The 19,242-nt window shown below is 42.8% G+C and carries 19 protein-coding genes; 3 read left to right on the forward strand and 16 right to left on the reverse strand.

Going from position 1 to position 19,242, the window contains the following annotated elements; translation table 11 throughout:
• Positions 1-118: 118 nt before the first annotated feature.
• The 5 genes from ABID99_RS15400 to ABID99_RS15420 form a co-directional block, all read right to left on the reverse strand.
• Entirely contained in the window at positions 119-1,492 is a 1,374-nt protein-coding gene (locus ABID99_RS15400) for a di-heme oxidoredictase family protein (RefSeq protein WP_188831558.1), read from the reverse strand.
• Between the two features lie 8 nt (positions 1,493-1,500).
• A complete protein-coding gene (locus ABID99_RS15405) occupies positions 1,501-2,571 on the reverse strand; it encodes an imelysin family protein (protein WP_090524388.1) in 1,071 nt (356 codons plus the stop codon).
• Positions 2,572-2,580: 9 nt separating this feature from the next.
• Entirely contained in the window at positions 2,581-3,006 is a 426-nt protein-coding gene (locus ABID99_RS15410; RefSeq protein ID WP_090524386.1) for a ubiquinol-cytochrome c reductase iron-sulfur subunit, read from the reverse strand.
• An 11-nt stretch (positions 3,007-3,017) separates the two neighbouring features.
• Complete coding sequence (locus tag ABID99_RS15415) at positions 3,018-4,259, reverse strand: hypothetical protein (RefSeq protein WP_373614257.1); 1,242 nt, start codon at positions 4,257-4,259, stop codon at positions 3,018-3,020.
• 201 nt (positions 4,260-4,460) lie between these two features.
• Positions 4,461-5,144, reverse strand: coding sequence for a heme exporter protein CcmB (locus tag ABID99_RS15420; protein ID WP_188831556.1), 684 nt, complete (start codon positions 5,142-5,144; stop codon positions 4,461-4,463).
• Positions 5,145-5,236: 92 nt separating this feature from the next.
• On the opposite strand from ABID99_RS15420, the gene ABID99_RS15425 reads away from it, so the two are divergent.
• Positions 5,237-5,722, forward strand: a complete 486-nt coding sequence (locus ABID99_RS15425) for a methylated-DNA--[protein]-cysteine S-methyltransferase (RefSeq protein ID WP_373614258.1) — start codon at positions 5,237-5,239, stop codon at positions 5,720-5,722.
• On the opposite strand, the gene ABID99_RS15430 is transcribed toward ABID99_RS15425, so the two are convergent.
• The 11 genes from ABID99_RS15430 to ABID99_RS15480 form a co-directional block, all read right to left on the reverse strand.
• Positions 5,719-7,647, reverse strand: coding sequence for a response regulator (locus ABID99_RS15430; RefSeq protein WP_373614259.1), 1,929 nt, complete (start codon positions 7,645-7,647; stop codon positions 5,719-5,721). The genes ABID99_RS15425 and ABID99_RS15430 overlap by 4 nt on opposite strands.
• 28 nt (positions 7,648-7,675) lie before the next feature.
• A complete protein-coding gene (locus tag ABID99_RS15435; RefSeq protein WP_176623699.1) occupies positions 7,676-8,263 on the reverse strand; it encodes a chemotaxis protein CheB in 588 nt (195 codons plus the stop codon).
• On the reverse strand, positions 8,253-9,083 hold the full coding sequence (locus ABID99_RS15440; protein WP_176623697.1) for a protein-glutamate O-methyltransferase CheR: 831 nt from the start codon (positions 9,081-9,083) through the stop codon (positions 8,253-8,255). Before ABID99_RS15440 ends, ABID99_RS15435 begins: the two co-directional genes overlap by 11 nt.
• 2 nt (positions 9,084-9,085) lie before the next feature.
• On the reverse strand, positions 9,086-12,544 hold the full coding sequence (locus ABID99_RS15445) for a response regulator (protein WP_373614260.1): 3,459 nt from the start codon (positions 12,542-12,544) through the stop codon (positions 9,086-9,088).
• Between the two features lie 88 nt (positions 12,545-12,632).
• Positions 12,633-13,067, reverse strand: coding sequence for a hypothetical protein (locus ABID99_RS15450; protein WP_176623693.1), 435 nt, complete (start codon positions 13,065-13,067; stop codon positions 12,633-12,635).
• A gap of 9 nt (positions 13,068-13,076) precedes the next feature.
• On the reverse strand, positions 13,077-13,409 hold the full coding sequence (gene gldC / locus ABID99_RS15455) for a gliding motility protein GldC (protein ID WP_090524371.1): 333 nt from the start codon (positions 13,407-13,409) through the stop codon (positions 13,077-13,079).
• An 8-nt stretch (positions 13,410-13,417) separates the two neighbouring features.
• A complete protein-coding gene (locus ABID99_RS15460; protein ID WP_090524369.1) occupies positions 13,418-13,684 on the reverse strand; it encodes a hypothetical protein in 267 nt (88 codons plus the stop codon).
• 9 nt (positions 13,685-13,693) lie between these two features.
• Positions 13,694-15,046 (reverse strand): DEAD/DEAH box helicase, encoded by a 1,353-nt coding sequence (locus tag ABID99_RS15465; protein WP_188831552.1) that lies wholly within the window; start codon positions 15,044-15,046, stop codon positions 13,694-13,696.
• A gap of 136 nt (positions 15,047-15,182) precedes the next feature.
• Complete coding sequence (locus tag ABID99_RS15470) at positions 15,183-15,686, reverse strand: transposase (protein WP_373614261.1); 504 nt, start codon at positions 15,684-15,686, stop codon at positions 15,183-15,185.
• A 5-nt stretch (positions 15,687-15,691) separates the two neighbouring features.
• Entirely contained in the window at positions 15,692-16,159 is a 468-nt protein-coding gene (locus ABID99_RS15475; protein ID WP_373614262.1) for a MarR family winged helix-turn-helix transcriptional regulator, read from the reverse strand.
• Between the two features lie 243 nt (positions 16,160-16,402).
• On the reverse strand, positions 16,403-17,287 hold the full coding sequence (locus ABID99_RS15480; protein ID WP_090524361.1) for an NAD(P)H-binding protein: 885 nt from the start codon (positions 17,285-17,287) through the stop codon (positions 16,403-16,405).
• An 80-nt stretch (positions 17,288-17,367) separates the two neighbouring features.
• Between ABID99_RS15480 and ABID99_RS15485 the strand changes: the two genes are divergently transcribed.
• Positions 17,368-17,814, forward strand: coding sequence for a helix-turn-helix domain-containing protein (locus tag ABID99_RS15485; protein ID WP_090524359.1), 447 nt, complete (start codon positions 17,368-17,370; stop codon positions 17,812-17,814).
• A 65-nt stretch (positions 17,815-17,879) separates the two neighbouring features.
• Complete coding sequence (locus tag ABID99_RS15490) at positions 17,880-19,214, forward strand: dihydroorotase (protein WP_176623683.1); 1,335 nt, start codon at positions 17,880-17,882, stop codon at positions 19,212-19,214.
• The last annotated feature ends 28 nt before the right edge of the window (positions 19,215-19,242 follow it).

A 19,242-nucleotide genomic window follows, 5' to 3' on the forward strand; every position in this document is an offset into this window, starting at 1 on the left:
TGTATAGCATGCGATTGCCACGCTGCACTCGCAATGACATGGATTTAAATAGGGCTTTATCAAACAAAAAAGCGGCATGAATTACTCCATATCGCTTTCAATTTCATCAGGAAATAAATTATAAGCTCTTTAAAAAGCTTAGCATCGCGTCCCTATCAACTTTAGATAACGTACTGAAGAAAACTTTTGATGATTCCGCTTCACCGCCATGCCACATAATGGCTTCGGTAATACTCCGTGCACGGCCATCATGAAGGTAATAGCCCGGATAATTGACCTTTTCAAACAATCCCAGGCCCCAAAGCGGAGCTGTACGCCACTCCTGCCCTCCGGCTAAAAAGTCGGGGCGGTTATCGGCAAGGCCAGTGCCCATGTCATGCACCAGCATGTCGGTATAAGGATGGATAACCTGGTTTGACAAAGGTTTAAAAGCTACATTTACCCCGGTTGTAAGGGTTTGGCGATGACAGCTTTCACATTTCCCTTGTTTAAATAACAGCTCCCCCCTTTTATTAGTAGCATCCGTAACATCACGACGCGCCGGCACTGCAAGCGTAGCCACATAAAACCTCACGGCATTTAGTGTACTATCTGCCAATTCCGGATCATCCTTCAAGTTATCATACTGCACCTGGCCAAAAGAGTTTTCAACCGGGAATATCTTATTAGTGATACCAATATCCTGGTTATAAGCAGCTGCTACCTGGGTAAGTATAGATGCAGTATTGGCTTTCCATCCAAAACGGCCTAATTTGCGCGATTGCGTTGCCACATCCCAAACATAGTTTGCATGCCCCTTTATGCCATCGCCGTTGGCATCGTTAGGATCGGCCATGGCAACAATGGTACTTTCAGGTATTGCTTCCAGCAATCCTAAACCATACATTGGCGGTGCCAGGCGCGGTGACAACATATATCCGGCCGACAGAGCCGTATACAAATTACTTAGTGTATAAGTAGGCGTACGTAAGGCATACGCTTCGCCATCAGGAAAGTTATATGTCACATCGTTGTATGTAATATTAACCTTACACTCAGGCGTTTTTCCAAAAACGGCTTTATCCTGCAATTGTAAACCGTAACCCGGCGCGGCAAGCGGTCCACCATGTTCGTCAGTACCGGGAATGCTGATCCGCATTAACAGCGACGAATTTGATTCGCCGGCAGTTGGCAGGCCGATCCCATCATTATGGTGGCACGAAATGCAGGAATTGTTATTGAAAATAGTTCCCAACCCCGGGTTAATAGGTGCAGGCGCAGTAACAAAGATCTTGCTGAATGCTGCATCACCTAAGCCGTGAACCTCTGCATCATAGCCCGAAAGTCCGGGAAACATATTGCCAAACGAGTGCGAGGTAATATCAAACACAGTGGCATCGCCTCCTGATAAACGCTCGTCATATTTATCTGCAGGGAACTGGGCTGCTTTCTGGCATTTTGCCAGCAGCAACACCAAAAGCACCAACGCGCCTATTACGCTTAATTTTTTCACTTTAAAAATTAGTCCTTAATATTAGTTTGTATAAAAGTGACCAAATCGCCTTCAAGTGTGGCTTGCAGGGTTGCCAGGGCAGTTTGGCTATTTGAAATTTTGTCACGGTTATCATAAATAGCTTTTTCAAAAGTTGGGGTTATCAAAGCCATCGCTGATAGTGCAGTTTGTATTTGTGTTTTGATCTTAGTATCTAAAGCCAGGTTTTTTGAAGCAACCAAAGCGCTTAAGCTTGTTGTGCCTTTGGCACCATTATAAGTGGCAGTATATACATTAAGTACGCCTTGTATATTATTTATGAAATCGGTAGTGGTATTATGCGAGTATGATGACTCATCTTTAGTCGAATCCCTTTCGGTGAAGGGCTCGGCCATTTTACCTGTACCCACTTCTTCACAAATGGCGGCCATTTGAGTAGCAATGGTAGTAAACAGTTCTTTGCGCGTTTTAAAGGCTGTACTTCCATTTCCGGCTGTAGTGATTTTGGCTGCATAGTTATCACCCGAAGCTGCCCAGCTATTCATAAGCGCAGTAGTGGTATTTAATAAACTTTGAGAAGTAAACTTCAGATAATCTTTTTGGCGGGCTGTGATATCGGCGGCTTTTCTTGTACCACCCGGGCCAAAAATAATATACTCAATGCCATGGAAGCCTTTTGAGAAACCATCCAGCCCATCTACATAAGACAATGTTATAACATCTGAACTTCCTATTAAAGCGTCAACGTCAGTCCTGTTCAAAGGCCAGCTGTCCATAGTTGGGTCATAATTATCGTCCTCAACCGGACCAAACAAAAAGCCTTCAGCCTGTTCCCATGGTTGACGGGTATTTTTCCAGGCTGTACGGGCAGCAGTCAAATTAGCATCAGTGGGCGTTGTTAAAAACGTAGTTATTGATGTATTTAACAAAGTTGCCTTTGCCTGAATATCAACATAGTTAGGATTACCTACAACATTAACAAACTGGGTTATTACTTCCTGCTCATCAACCGTTGTGTTTTGAACTGATGTTTTGTCTTTTCCGCAGCTGCTAAGGGCAACAGCAGCTATGCATGACAGGCCAAGTAAAGTGTTTTTCATGGTAAAAGATTAAGTTAAATGAATTATAATTTGATTCGATAGTACTTCTGTTGTGTATTTCTTAAGCGGACGCTCAGCAGGACCCGCAGTTACCTGGCCTTCGTTATTAAAAGTGCTGCCATGCAAATCGCACTTGTAACCGTTATTACCAACAGGAGTAAGCTGGTTATCGGCATGGGTACATTTTAACAGCAAAGCGGTATAAGTGCCGTTAGCCTCTTTTTTTAAACCGATATTGTAATACTGGTTTTTGGGCTGGATCAATTGAAAATTGGTTGTGCCGAACAACGTTTCGGGTACAGTTACGGTGTTATTGGCTACTGCTGCTTTATAAACAGGCAAGGTAGCACAGCCCGATAAGGAGCCCACCAGCATACCGGCACCAGCAGCAAGGCATAATGAGCATGACTGCCTTACAAATTCTCTTCTATCCATGTTGTTTAAGTTTAAAATGAATATCCAATACCCAGGTTTATCAAAGTATTATTGGTTTGGTATGGCAACGCAACCGGACTTGGGTTAATGATCAGCTCCGGGTTTTGCACGCCTGAATGTGCCAGCCTGATATCGCCTTTAACCACTACGTTACGGAGCGGCAGGTAAGTAAGGCCGGCCACAATAAAGTTTTTATTCAGCGTTTGATCGGTTATTCCGTTTGAAGGGATGCTGGCATTCAGGTCGAGTTTTTCATCGCGCACAAAAACAATCAGCTGTGGTGCGTTTGCTTTGCCGTAATTGCTGCGATAAAGCAAATCGTAACCTATTTCGGCATAAGCACCGTAAGCTGTTTTGGGTGTGTTGCTGGCGTATGCCTTGTTGATCTTATCGGCATCTTTAATAGAAAGTATAGTACCCAATACTTTTACCGAAAAGCCTTGCCCGTTATACTGGATATCCCCCTCGCCCATAGCAACCGGAGTACCAAAAACGCCAGAGTTTAAACCAAGACTATCAGCCTCTGTTTTACGGATACCTACGGTGCCACCGTAATAACCGGATAATTGGGCCTTAAACCCGCTTTGGTAATACTGAAGCGCACCGGTAACTGCAAGGTTTGTACCGGTTGCATTACGACCTTCAAATCTGCCATCAACAATACCTGTACCATGGGTAAAGCCGCCGGCGCTTAAACCATTCATCAACCCAACCGAATAATTGATAGGTAAGTTATTTAAGCGACCATAAAAGCCAACACCCAATTCGCGCCATGTGGCAGGAATCACCAGGATTTCTACATAGTTACGCTCGTTACCGTTAAAGGTGGTTGGCAGGTGGTTTTCGTTAAGGATACCTATCCTCGGCAAAAACAAACCGGCAACTATGTATTGGTTAGGATTTAAGTTAAATTTCAGGTAGGCCTGCTCAATGGTGATCTCCCCTCCGGGTTCGCCGCCGTTTACTTTAGCGTCTTCCAGTTCGGTTTCGGAAAAGAAAGAGATCTTATCGCTGAACTTGTGGCCAACAAACAACACAAAGCGCTCCAAATCAACTTTGGCAGTTTTTTGATTGTTATTGTACTGGTAAAAAGCGTTACCGTAACCACCAATGGTAGTATTTGATAAAAGCGAACTCTTAACGGTATTGTTATTAAGTGAATCTTCGGCAGTTGAGGTATTGGGCTGCTGTGCCAGTACCGTGTCCGAAACAAGAAAGGAGAAAATGACTAAAGTAAGGGTTTTAGCATGCATTGTTGTTTGGTTAAGTTGGCAACAAAGTAAATATTAATTTAGACTTAATCCAAATTAAAATAACATTAGAAAAAAAATGCCGATAAGAGGGCAAAAATTTACCGTTGGCGGCCATGCAAAGCATGCTCGTCCAAAAATGTCAGCATGAAACGGGATCGGAAAAAATTCAGAATGAATACCGGTCAGATGATAATGGGGCAATTAATCGCGCCACAGGTATGGGAAAAGCAGTAAAGCAGTAGCTATTACAATGGCATTGATAGCGCACAAAACGCCTATGTTGCCGTAAAAAAAACTCCGGTCTACCCCATCCATAGCGCTCTTGCTTAACTTAATAAGCACCAGTATAACAGGAATAATAACCGGGAAGCTTAATATAGCCATTAGGGTACCGTTATTACCGGCCTTTGACGCGATGGCCGAGATCATGGTAAAAACGGTAGAAAAACTGACGCTCCCCAGCAATACGGCAAGAAAGTAATACAGCGGGTCACCGAGGGTATTAGGGAAAAACACTTTAAATACCACTAAAGCCAATGTGCTTAACAAAGCCATCAGCAAAATATTATAGATTGTTTTTGACAGGATGATTGCCTGCGGACTGGCAATGGAGTAATAATATAGCAACCTGCTTTTACTTTCCTGCATAAAGCTTTTGGCTATGGCATTTACCGATGCAAACAGCATAATGATCCAGAACAACACGTTCCAAACTATGGGGTAACCGCTGCTGTTAGAAAAGCCTGGGTTTAAGTTGAGGGAGATATAACAAACAAAAACCGTTGAAACCACGTACAGCAAAACGCCATTAAAAGCATATTTAGACCGCCACTCCAGCAAAACTTCCTTTTTTAGCAGGCACCAGGTTTCATTAACAAGTTTCATCACCGCAAATGTAATAATTACCTGCGAGTGAGTAAGGGCATTTGACAAGCTAAAAAAATTAGCTTAATTTTGAATATAACATACCAATTACTATGTCTGTAGCTTATTTCCGCACGCCTGTTGGCATTGCCCGCATTACTGAAGAAGAGGGCTTTATAGCATCAGTATCGATACGGGATGAGGAATATGACATTGAACCTGCTCCTACCCCGTTGCTGCAAGCTGCTATTGATGAGTTAAATGAATACTTTGCCGGTACAAGGAAGCAATTTACCTTTCCTATAAAGCAGGAAGGCAGCGAGTTTCAACAACAGGTTTGGGACGAGTTGGTCCAGATCCCTTATGGAACAACCATTACTTACGCCCAGCAGTCAAACCAAATGAACAATCCATTGGCTATAAGGGCAATAGCATCTGCCAACGGCCGTAACAACCTATGGGTTGTAGTGCCCTGCCACCGGGTAATAGGTTCAAACGGCAGTTTGACCGGCTATGCAGGCGGTATATGGCGCAAAAAATGGCTGCTTGAGCATGAGGCAAAGGTAATGGGCGTTGGGCAAACCAAGCTGGATTTTTAAACACCCACCTTCAATAACCTCGACATTTTTTCATGCAGTTGATAAGGCTGAAACGGCTTTGAAAGCACATCGTTCATCCCTGCCGATAATGCCTCCTGCTGCTCATGGTCATAACTTGCTGCCGACAGCGATATGATTGGAATACTCCGTTTAGGTTCCTCAAAATCAACACGGATGGTTTTGGCTGCCTGGTAACCGTTCATTTCGGGCATATGGGTATCCATTAAAACAATGTCATAGTCTTTATTGGTAAGCCTGTCAATAACCTTACGGCCGTTATCAACCATCTCCACCTCTACATTCCAGTCCTTTAATATCTTGGAGAGCATAAACTGGTTAACCATGTTATCCTCAGCTACCAGCACCCGTACGTTATTAAACGGCGGCAATATCTTATCAGTTTTGGGAGTTACCTTAGTTTTGGGTTTAACACTGATGGTATACCAGCATACAAAGTTAAAAGTACTGCCCCTGCCTACCTGGCTGCTTACGGTAAGTTCGCCTCCCTTTAGCTCGGCCAGCTTTTTCACTATGGTTAACCCAAGCCCGGTACCACCATATTTGCTTACGGTATCTTCTTCGGCCTGTTCAAATGAATCAAAGATCCTGTTAAGCCTGTCGGCTGGGATCCCGATGCCCGTATCCTCAACACTGAATTTCAGTTTTACCTTATCATTGTGTTTTTGAAGTACGGTGATCTTCAGCTTTACATAGCCCCTTTCGGTAAACTTAAGGGCGTTGCTCAGCAGGTTCATCAAGATCTGGTTCAGGCGTAATGAATCTACCATAAGGTATTCAGGTACTTCATCTTCAATATCCAGCAAAAACTCAATATTATTTTCGTCGGCTTTAAACTTAAGCAGGTTAAAAACCGAGTTAACAATGTCATAAACATTATTGGCCGTACGGATGATACTGAATTTACCAGCCTCAATTTTTGAGATATCAAGTACATCATTGATCACACCCAATAACGATTTTGAGGAAGTATCAAGCAAATCAAGCATACCTACTTGCTGATCGGTAAGGCCTGTTTTACGCAAAAGCGAAGTGATACCTATTATGCCATTAACCGGAGTACGCAGTTCATGGCTCATATTGGCCAAAAAGGTTTCTTTCACCTTTTTGCTGTACTCCGCGTTTTCTTTCGATTTGATGAGCTGCTCCTGGTAACTTTTTTGCGGAGAAATATCGCTGATATTAATAAATATGGTTTTGTTGCGGTATGCAGCCCGGCACTCCACCCAAATTACCCTTTTATCAAAGGTTTCAAACTTAAATTCAAAAATGGCATAACTGAGGTTGTCTTTAATGATCTCGCCCAGTTTTTTGCGAAACGGCGCCTTATGATCGTCGATGGCCAGGTCAACAATACTTTTACCAATAAGTTCATCAGGCCTGAAACCCATTATCTTTTCGACGGTGGGGTTGATATTGTCAATGCGGAGACTTTGAGCGTCGACCGATGTGATAATATCGGCCGAGTTTTTTACAACGATGGCATAATTCTGCAACTCATCGTTCTTTTGTTTTATTTCGGCCTGGGTGCGGGCCAGTTGTACAAATGAATCAACCTTGGCCGATGTAATGTAAGGATCGAGCGGTTTGTAAAGATAATCTACGGCGCCGGTACCAAGGCCTTTAACAGCATACTTGGCTTCTTTTGAAATGGCTGTAACAAAAATAACCAGGATATCTTTGGTACGTGGGTTTGATTTGAGCATTTCCACCAGTTCAAAGCCATCCATTTCGGGCATCTGCACGTCAACTAAAGCAATGGCAATATTGGTTTCCCAGGCAATTTTAAGGGCTTCATTTGGCGAGGTAGTAGAAAATATTTTGATATCATCGCGCTTAAGCAATGCCTCCAGAGCAATGATGTTCTCTTCTCTGTCATCAACTATAAGAATATTAACAGGGGTCATTTAATATTAATTAGGGGGGTGGTGATTGTCATGAAAGTAAAAGTTTAAAAATCTCATCCTGCGTTAAAACGTAATCGGCAGCACCTAAATTTATAGCTGCCTTTGGCATTTCGGCCATTTCCGCGTCGCCGGGCTCCTGCGCTATGGTAAGGCTGCCGCTTTTCTTTAATTTTAATAAGCCTTCGGCGCCATCCTGGTTAGCTCCCGACAGCAATATCGCCATGCATCTGTCACCATAAACTTCGGCGGCACTTTCAAAAGTAACGTCAATTGACGGTTTTGAATACCATACCGGTTCCGAAACATCCAGGCTAAAATAACCGCCGCGTTCAATTAAGGTATGATAATTTGCCGGGGCAATATACATAGTGTCCGTTTTAAGAATATCCTTGTCCTCAATTTCGCGCATGTACATACGACTGTTCTCGGCAAATAGTTTTTCTATTTCGCTGAAAAAATTTTTTTTCCTGTGTATGATAAGAATTACAGTTTTCCCCAGTTTTTCGGGAAGATCTTTTATGATCTTGAATAAAATTTTGAACGAGCCTGCCGATCCGCCCAATAATACGATCTGGGCGGCATGCCATCTTTCCAGTAACTTTTTATCAGGTCCCAACTTTTTGGTAAATGTTTTCTTTTTGGTTGATCACCTTAAACTTACTCTTAAACGAATCTGACCGGATAGTTTCTTTACTGCCAAGGCATAAATAACCCAGCGGGCAAAGGCTTTTATAAAACAGGTCAAGGATCCGTTCCTGCAGGTACGTTTCAAAATAAATAAAAACATTCCGGCAACTTATCATCTGAAACTCATTAAATACGGTATCAGATATTAAATTATGCACCGAAAACAGCGTATTTTGTTTTAACTCATTGTGTATCGACGCGGCATCGTACAAAATGGTAAAATGGTCTGTAATTGAACCTTTTAAATCAGTATACTGATAATTTTCTGCGTAGCTTTTTATATTACGCAAACTGTAGATCCCTTTGCGGGCCTCCTTTAAAACCTCGGTATTGATATCCGTACCGTATATGAACGACTTTTTTCCCAAACCGGCCTCGTTCAGCAATATGGCCATAGAGTAAACCTCTTCGCCCGTTGAGCAGCCTGCACTCCAGATTTTGACGTGCTGATAAGTTGAAAGATATGGAACAACCTGTGAGTTAACCGCACGATAGAATGAAGGATCGCGGAACATCTCGGTTACGTTAACCGTAATTTCTTCCAAAAAGCCCTGAAAAAAGTCTGCGTCATTAATAAGCACATGTTTAAGGTCATAAAACTCAAACTTATTGAGCAGCATAATACGGGTTAACCTCCGTTTTAATGAAGCTTTGGTATAACCCGAAAAATCAAAGCCATGAACCTTTCTTACAATATCAATAAGTTCATGAACCTGCGCATGTGATATAATTCCCTGCTCTGTATCCATAACTAATTTTCAAGCCAAAGCTGCATCAACGAAATCAGCCTGTCTATATCAACTGGCTTGGTGATATAATCATTGGCGCCGGCCGCTATACATTTTTCGCGGTCGTCTTTCATTGCTTTTGCAGTTAATGCTATTACGGGTAATTTAGCCCATTTGTTTTGCTTACGGATATGCCTGGTAGCTTCATAGCCATCCATTTTTGGCATCATGATGTCCATAAGCACTATATCAATATCCTTTATATCCTCAAGTTTAGCTATGGCTTCTTCACCGTCATTAGCTATCTCTACATTAAGGTCATAGCTTTGCAGGGCGCTGCTCAGCGCAAAAATGTTGCGCATATCGTCATCAACAATGAGCACTTTTTTGCCCTTAATAGCATCTTTGCCTTTAGTTAATGATTTAGGCTTTGCAGGAACTGCAGGTGACACCTGTTGTGGCTGTCCATTTGCCGTTTCGCTTATCTTGTTCAGGAACAGGTTAACCTCATCAATCAGCCTGTCGGATGATTTATTGGTTTTAACCACCATGGCGTTGGCATAGTGCATTAGCCTGTTAACCGATGTTTTATCAAGTTCCATAGCTGTATTAATGATAACAGGCAATGAAGCAAAGCGATCAACCTCTTTGATCTTATCCAGCAAATCCAAGCCCGAAATATCAGGTAGGTTAAGGTCAAGGATCACACACTGGTACTCGTTTTCATGCAGCAACCTGAATGCCGATTCCCCGTCAAAAGCCTGGTCGACGGTAATCCCCTGCCCCTGCATAAGGTCTTTCAAGGCCTGGCTTTGGGCCTTATGATCTTCAACCAGCAGGATCTGTTTAAACCTTGTGCCGCTTTGCACCATGATATCGGCGAAAAGCTTATCCAGCGTTTCGGTATTAATAGGCTTTTTCATGAAGTTGATGGCACCTTCCCGGCGTACGCGGTTTGCTGCGGCATCCCCGGCCGACATCAGGTGAACCGGGATGTGCATCGTATCCTCATCATTCTTTAACTCCTTCAAAATCTGCCAGCCGTCTTTACCAGGCAGCATAATATCCAGGATCACGGCATCAGGTTTGGCTTCCTTCACAATTTCAACCGCCCGGGTACCCTCATACACCATGATTGATTTATAACCATGATCGCGGGCATAATCCTGCAATATGTTTGCAAAGTTTTTATCATCCTCAACAATTACAACCAAAGGCTCTTTACCGGGGTCGCGCGGGGCAGCTTTAACCGGGCTCAGGAACTCTGTTACAGGCTTAAAAGTTTCGGCAGTTGGCAAAGCCTCTTCAATTAAGGCGGCGGGTGTTAATTTAGCTTCAAAAGGCACAGTAAGTACAAATTCGCTGCCTATGCCCGGCTCACTGCTCAGGGTTATGCTGCCGCCCAAAAGGAAAGCAAGTTCGCGGCTTATAGATAAACCTAAACCGGTACCGCCATATTTACGGCTCGTTGAACCATCGGCCTGCTGAAATGCCTCAAATATTACTTTTTGCTTATCCGCAGGGATCCCGATCCCCGAATCTTTGATAGCAAAGCTGATGGTTTTATCTTTAATACCCGACTTTACAATAATGGCGATAGAACCATTTTCAGAAGTAAACTTAAACGCGTTGCTTAATAGGTTTTTGATCACCTGCTCTATACGTACCTTATCGGTAAATATGGTTTGCGGCAGTTGCCTGTCTATACTTGTTGTATAATTAATTTTTTTGTTGCTGGCTACTTCGGCAAACAGCATTTCCATATCGCCAACAATATCGCTTACCTTAATATCTTCATTTTGCATATCCAGCTTGCCCGATTCAATTTTTGAAAGGTCGAGGATATCATTGATCAAAGTAAGCAGGTCATTACCGGCGTTGAAGATAACGCTGGCATATTTGATCTGGTCTTCAGAAAGATTGGCAGGCTTGTTATCTTTAAGGATCCGCGCCAGTACCAGGATACTGTTAAGCGGTGTGCGCAGCTCATGGCTCATGTTGGCCAAAAACTCCGATTTGTATTTACCCGTGGTTTCCAGTTCTTCAACCTTAAGGTTAATAGCCTGGCGGGCCTGTTCAATGGCCTGGTTTTTTTCTTCAAGCAAACTGGCTTTTTCTTCCAGTTCGGCATTGGTGGTACGCAGTTCTTCCTGCTGTACCCGGAGCTCTTCTTCTGAGGCCTGCAGCTCTTCAGTTTTTTGAACAAGCTCCTCGTTGGTAACCCGCAACTCTTCCTGTTGTGCTTCCAGCTCTTCGGCCTGCTGCTGGGTTTCCTCGTACAGGTCGTTCATAATAGTACGTGCCTGCGATGTATTAATAGCTATACCTATATCATTAGCGATTGCTAAGATGTATTCCGATTTATTTTTCGAGATCCCTTCATTAAAAGCAACCTCCATTACGCCTTTTAGCTTTTTATCAAAAAAGAAAGGTATGATAAATGATTCGGCCAGTTCAGTTTTTAATACCGATGATGAAAGCTCAAGCTTATCGTTCAGTTTACCTTTTACAACCGCAGCTTTGCCATCTTTGGCTACCTGGCCAAGCCAGCCCTCGGTCATTTGTACCGACTTCTTAACAAAATCAGGATTGTGGAAGGCGTATGAAGCATAAAGCTCAAGCCTGTTGTTTGCTTCGTTATACAGGTAAAATGTACCTGCTGCGGCATTGGTGTAAGTACAAACTTCAGACAGAATATTATTTGACAGTTCCTTTTCAACCTGTTGGCCCTGCATCTTCTCATTCAATTGGCCGGTTCCGGTGAGCAGCCAGTTTTTGGCTTCGTTATCGGCAAGTACCTTACCAAGTTCAATATTGGCAACACGCACCTCCTCTTCAGTCTTCCTTTGCTGATCAAATGTTTTTTGAATATAGAAGAACAACATCAGGATAATGAACAGGAAGATCAATGAACCGCATGCAATTACGATCTTAGCAAATGTAGATGCTTCCTGCGAGCTTTCCTCCCTGTTGGTAAGCAATCGCTCTTCAGCGTTGGTCATATGGTCAATAAGCATACGGACCTGATCCATATTCTCTTTGCCATTTAAAAACATGCCCCGTTGCACCATGTAGTCAAGCCCCTGGCTTCCGCGTGTTTCAACGTTTGTTTTGAGTATCAGCAATTGCTCCTTTACCAGTTTATTTATCGAATCAATACGTTTTACCTGTACAGGATTGTCCTTCACTAAATCCTTCAAAGTGGCAAGGCCATCGGCTATTTTAGGCAAAGAGGCGTTATAGGGTTCAAGGAATGCCTTGTTATTGGTAGCACCATAGCCACGCATGCCTGTTTCGGCATCTACCAGGTCCTGCAATAAACTTGTTGACGTATGAATAACCTTTTGAGTATGATCAACCCAGGCATTATCCTCTTCAAATTGGCGCAGGCTGTTAAAAGACAAAACGCCCACCACAAAAACAAGAATGATTGATACTACAAAGCCAGCTAAAACCTGCTGGCGGAAGGAAAACTTTGACATTAGGTATCCGTATTAATCTGAATTACAAATATGTTTAAAAAAAGCTGTAAAGTAAACGTTACAGCTTTTTTTAAACACCCGGGGAGTATTAATTTGCAGCAGGATCTGCAGTAGTTGGCATAAAAGTTTTTGGCTTACCGCTTAATGCACCAATTAAAGCCAAAACCGGGCCGGCAAACATTACGTACCACCCCCATTGAAATTTAAGCTGGCTGGTTAAAAACCTGTTAATACCTTTAAACGGAATAAAGCTAAATGCCGAATTAACCTTCATAATAGCGGCAACCAGCAGCAATACTACAAGAGCCACCGAAAGCCAGGCAGTCACACGCATAATTTTAGCCTGGTTAAGGAACGATACTATGATCCCGACAACAGCTACCAGTAAAAGCACCAGCCCATAAGGTTGGTTAAGCTTATAAATATTCCAGCTGGTTACATGGAATACCCGCAGCAACGGGCAATAGGTTGCAACAAATAACAGGGCAAACCCTGCGAATGATAAAATTGAGCTAAGGCGCATATTAGGTTGTTATTTTTGAGTTATCTCCATCTTATCGGCAAAGTGGGCGCAATAATCGCGCAGGTCCTCAACAATATTCTTTTCGCCGGTAGCGCGTAAAAAGCTATCGCCCATGGTTTGCAGGGTTTCATAAAAAAAGCGCTTCATTTCGTCAACCGGCATATCCTTTGTCCAAAGGTCAATGCGCAGGGTATTTTTATAGCTTTGATCCCACAGGGCAAGCATCATTGATTTTACAGGCAACGCCTCCTTGTTGGTTGAGTCGGTCGATTCCCAAAGAATGTGCTCAGGAACATTATTATCATCAAGCGTAACGGTAAGCTTTATTTCAGCGGTTTTCATTTCAAAATTTATTTAACAAGTAAGAATATAATTATAACCAGAACGATGAAGAAGGTCTCCACCATCCATATTTTTTTGGTTTCGATAAAAAAGTTGCGGAACATGATATCAATCACAAAAACCACAAAGGCAAACAGCAAAAAGATCCAACCTATGGTACCACCCCAATGTTCAAGCGGGCGTCCGGCCATACCAGCTCCATAAATAAAAACATAGGCTGCTACCGCCACCAAAAACGCGGTAAAAAAGTTTAAAGGGGTAAATCTGAATTTCATTGATGGGGCTTAGTGTCTTTTTTTGCTTTTGGATGATCGGCCTGTACCCTGCCTTGCTGCTTTTGAACCGTATTTAGCTTTATCCTTATTGGCATCAAACTTTTTGCGCTGGTTAAGGGATTTCTTTTCGTGGAAAGCGCCTTTAAAATCGGGATCTTCTTTGCGCTTTTGCATATCTATTTCCCGCGCCTGGTCCTGCCTTTCCTCATATAGGGTTTCTTCAATAAACACATCGTCGGGGATACGCTCAACGGGAATGGTTTGCTTGATGAGTTTCTCAATCTTGCGGATATAATACTCTTCAGACGGCGTAGCAAAAGTAATGGCCTCGCCTGATTGTAATGCCCTGCCTGTGCGGCCAATCCTGTGTACATAATCCTCATACACCACCGGTACATCAAAATTAATGACATGGCTTACATCGCTCACATCAATACCACGCGATGCCACATCGGTAGCCACAAGGATCTTCACATCATCGTTTTTAAATGAATTGATAGAGTTGATCCTCGTATTTTGCCCTTTATTGGCGTGCAGCACTTTCACTTCTTCTTCGCCAAATTTACGGGTCAGAAATTTAAATACGTCTTCGGCCACCGCACGGGTTTTACAAAATACAATCAGCTTAGTAATATCGCCTTCATTATCAAGCAACCTTTTAAGCAGGTTGATTTTGGTTTTGATATTAGGCACATGGTATAAATGCTGGTTAACCGTTTGCGCGGGCGTTGCCTGCGGGGTAACCTCAATAACCGTAGGGAACTCCAGGAAGTTAGCCGACAATTGGTGCACCTTCTCGCTCATCGTAGCCGAAAAAAGCAGGTTTTGCCTTTTCACAGGTACCACTTCCAATATGCGGTTTATCTGGGGCATAAAGCCCATATCCATCATTTTATCAGCTTCATCCAAAACCAGCACCTGCAATGTTTTGGTTACGATATGCCCGGCAAGGTAAATATCCATGAAACGGCCCGGAGAAGCAACAATAATATCAACCCCTTTGTTGATCTGTTCAATTTGTGTTTTAGGGCCGATACCGCCATAAAGCACCACCACACGTAAATCGGTATTGGCGGCGAAAATTTTCACGTTCTCTTCTATCTGCATGGCCAGCTCACGGGTAGGCGAAATGATGAGCGCGCGTGCATGCTCACCCTGAGCATATTTCAGCTTCATGATAATAGGTAACACATAGGCCGCTGTTTTACCGGTACCCGTTTGCGCTATGCCCATTACATCCTGCCCGTTCAATATCGGTGGAATGGCTTTTTGCTGGATAGGCGTAGCTTCGGTATAACCGGCATCGGCTATCGCGTTCAAAATTTGCCGGTTAAATTTAAAATCTTCAAAGGTTACTGCCATGCCGCAAAGATAGGCTTTTTGTTGAAGTAGGAACAATGGCCCAAAACATGGCGGTGTCAGGAATTGAATAGAAGCAGGAAGTCAAGAGTCAGGAGACAAGACGGTTGGATAAGAGATAAAAGAAATTAATATGATTTTATTGGCGCATACTAAATAGTTTAATGCACAGTGGGATAAGTCCGCAGGAGATGGCAATGAAAATGGCAACCCTTATATAGTTGAGTGTTTGCCAAAGTGAAGTTCGGTTTATCAGATCTATTGACGGAGCCTGTTCTCCGACCATTTTTTGAAAGTTTATAATATTGGGAGCAAAGAATGCCAATGTCCATACCCTGGCAGCGATGTGAACTGCAAACAAAATTAAAAGCCAGTTCTTTACAGGGTCAATTTTCCAACAAAAAATAAGCGCAAGGATAAATGTGATTTCGTGAAGGGAGTGGAACCCTATCCAAAAATTTTTAAGACTTACACCTTTTCCATCCAAGAGGAGTTTAAAATTGTCTGGTGGTGAAACCGTCCACTTGGGAACAAAAACCAAGGTTTCAAATATCTGTGCTCCGTTCATCAAAAAGTAGATAAGGGTACTGACGCAAAGCCATATTTCGGCTCTTGCCAGATAGTTTGAAGTTATATTTTCCATTGTTATTATTTGTTATTTAACTTATCTGCTATTGTTTTCATTATTGCTGTTGCCCCTGTAAAATAGCGTTCAATAGTTTGGATTTCGCCGGTTGAGAACGTTGAAATGAGCTCGATAGTTTGCTGCTGCAGTTCATCAAAGAGCGGTGTTAAAAGCTTCATACTGTTTTCAACGTTAGGAACAATGATTACTTTCCTTCTGTCGTCTTTGGTAAATTGTCTTTTCAGAAGCTTCTTTTTCTCCAGGCGGTCAACCAACCCGGTTACCGCGCCGGTAGTTAACCAGGTTAGCTTTGAGATTTCACCCGCTGTTATGGATTTATGCTGTAGTATCAGTCCTAAGTACTTATGATCTGTACCGGAAAGCCCTGCTTTTCGGGCTATCGCTTCGTGCATGAGAACAGAGGCATCGGAGTATTGCCTGCTGGCAGCCTTGAATTGTAACAGTAAATCAGCCTCATTATTTTCTCTCATTATCTAAATATCTTAGATACAAAGATATTTATTTATATTTCAATTACGCAAACTATTGTTTAGTTAATTTCTCGCTTTTGAAGCACTTGATCTCCTTAAAATGCAGATTCCTAACATGGCAAATCGAATTACACGGATTCCAATCAGGTTAAATTGAAATTCATGTAATTCGATTTGAAGGCGTCCGGCTTAAAACTTCGTATGTAAAATTTTAGTCGAACAAATTAAGTATGATTAAAAGAATTAGCCGTTATATACCGCAGCAAACTCCCTGGCAAAATCCTGCAAACTCACCTTACCGGACGATACAGGCTTATGCTTATCATAATCCTCCCAGATCTTTCCGCTTTTTACCGCAGTGCCCATTTCAACAAAATTGCGGGTCATTTCAAGTGGAACACCTGCCTGAGATAAGCCTTCTGCAAGCTGTTCATCAGTAAACTCAATCCATGGCAAGTTAGGATTACCTATAGCCTCACCTAAAACCGCTGCAACCCCGCCGGATGTTGACTCATCGCTTACAATGTAGCGTATGCTTTTACCTGCAAAATCTTTTTGCAACTCTTCAGCAACTGCTGCCGCAATATCTTTAGGGTGTACCATGATCAGCCTTGTATTTGCGGGATAATTTGACCCAAGGATCCCCTGGTGCTTGATAAGCGGGATGTTACTGAAAAAATTGATATAGAAGAACGGTGCACGGATAAACTTAACGGCCACACCATCTAATCCGTTCAAAATCCCCTCAACATCATGGATGCCTTTTATAGGGCCTACACCGTTATCCAAATGCGCCCCGATGCTGCTTAACGCAACTACTTTTTTTATACCCGACCGTTTAATGGCTTCGGCATAGCTTTTACCTGTTTCGTTTTGGTATGCCCTTAAGCTTTCTGCACCAAAGTTTGGCGGCACCATGGCGTAAAGCGCGTCGGCTCCGGTAAATGTTTCGGTCAAAAAATCGGCATCTGTTAGCGAGCCAATTGCAGCTTTAGCCCCTAATGATTCTATCTCTGCTATCTTATCGGCGTTACTGCTGATTACGGTTACGTTATGCCCTGCGGCTGTTAAAGTTTGTGTTAAAGGTTTGCTTATATTGCCTGTTGAACCTGTTACTATAATTTTCATAATGTTTTTGTTTTTATTGAAAGCAAAGGTATTTTTGTACTTACTTTTTTACAAGTACTTACCCTAAAGTATGTATCACCATGACAGCAATAAAAGAAAGCTCAACCATACAGGAAAACAAACAAGCCGCATTTAAAGAATGCCCGGTAACTTATGTTATGGAACGCATAGGCGGGTACTGGAAACCGATCATTTTGTTTCACCTTTTAGCCGGAAGCAAGCGTTACAGCGAGCTAAAAAAATCTATTCCCACCATTACCGAAAAAATGCTGATCCAGCACCTGAAACAACTGGAAGCTGATGGTATCATCATAAGGGAATCAAAACCTGTTGTGCCCCCGTACGTAACCTACCGGCTCAGCGAATCGGGCATGGAATTGCGGCCGGTAATGTACGCAATGGCAACATGGGCCGTGAAGGATAGTGAGGCAAATGGTACTGCTATTTATAAAAGTTTGGGACAATTCCCGATAGAGCAGGAAATAGCCGCCGCTATTGAAACTTACGAAATTTCAAAAACTTCGTAAGTTTGACCTGTTATAAGCATCATAAATAAATTCGAAATCGAAATTCCCAAATCCGAAATCAACACATGTCTACAATTCTGATAAAAGCAGCCACCATAGTTAACGAGCATAAACAATACGTTGCCGATGTATTGATCAAAGATGGTTTGATAGATCGTATCGATCCGGTAATTGACGCGCAAGCCGATGAAATCATCAACGCAGAAGGCCTGCATTTGCTGCCCGGCTGCATCGACGACCAGGTACACTTCCGCGAGCCGGGCTTAACTTATAAGGCCGATATTTATTCAGAATCGAGGGCTGCTGTTGCAGGCGGCATCACTTCATTTATGGAGATGCCCAACACTGTTCCCAACACTTTAACGCAGGAACTTTTGGAGGATAAATACCAGATTGCGTCGCGCAATTCGCTGGCTAATTATTCATTTTTTATGGGCGCTTCTAACAACAATTTAGATGAGGTTTTGCGCACCGATATCAGTAAGGTTTGTGGTATCAAAGTGTTCATGGGATCCTCTACCGGGAACATGCTCGTTGATGACCCGCACACGCTCGAAAAACTGTTTGCACAATCACCAATGTTGATCGCTACGCACTGCGAAGATGAGGCTACCATCAAGAGCAATCTTGCACACTACAAACAACTGCTTGGTGAAAATATTCCGGTGCGGATGCATCCAAAAATCAGGAGTGCTGAAGCTTGTTATTTGTCGTCATCAATGGCCATTGAGCTTGCAAAAAAACACAACACCCGCCTGCATATTTTACACATTTCTACCGAGCGGGAGACTCATCTTTTTGACAACACAACACCACTAAAAGATAAACGGATTACTGCCGAAGCCTGCATCCATCACTTATGGTTTACCGATGCAGATTATGAAACAAAAGGCAACTATATTAAGTGGAACCCGGCTGTAAAAACAGAGGCAGATCGTGATGGTATTTTACGTGCTGTTTTGGATGGCCGCATTGATGTTATTGCCACCGATCATGCCCCGCATACTATTGAAGAAAAAGAGCAGCCTTACCTGCAGGCACCATCCGGCGGACCGTTGGTTCAGCATGCTTTGCCCGCTATGCTTGAGCTATATCATCATGGCAAAATAAGCCTCGAGCAAATCGCAGAAAAAATGGCGCATAACGTAGCTACCCTTTTTCAAATAGAAAAACGTGGCTTCATCCGCGAAGGTTACTGGGCCGACCTTGTACTTGTAGATTTAAACAAACCCTGGAACGTAAATAAAAGTAATATCCTGTATAAATGTAACTGGAGCCCATTTGAAGGCAATACCTTCCGCTCGCAGGTAGCTTATACTTTGATATCGGGAAACCTGGCATATGCGAATGGAAGTCTTATTGAAGGTAAAACCGGCAAACGATTGACTTTTAACAGGTAATATCAATTACAATTTATAGAATTTTAGA

It is taken from the genome of Mucilaginibacter sp. OAE612 (assembly GCF_041806395.1).
GTDB classification, from domain to species: domain Bacteria; phylum Bacteroidota; class Bacteroidia; order Sphingobacteriales; family Sphingobacteriaceae; genus Mucilaginibacter; species Mucilaginibacter rubeus.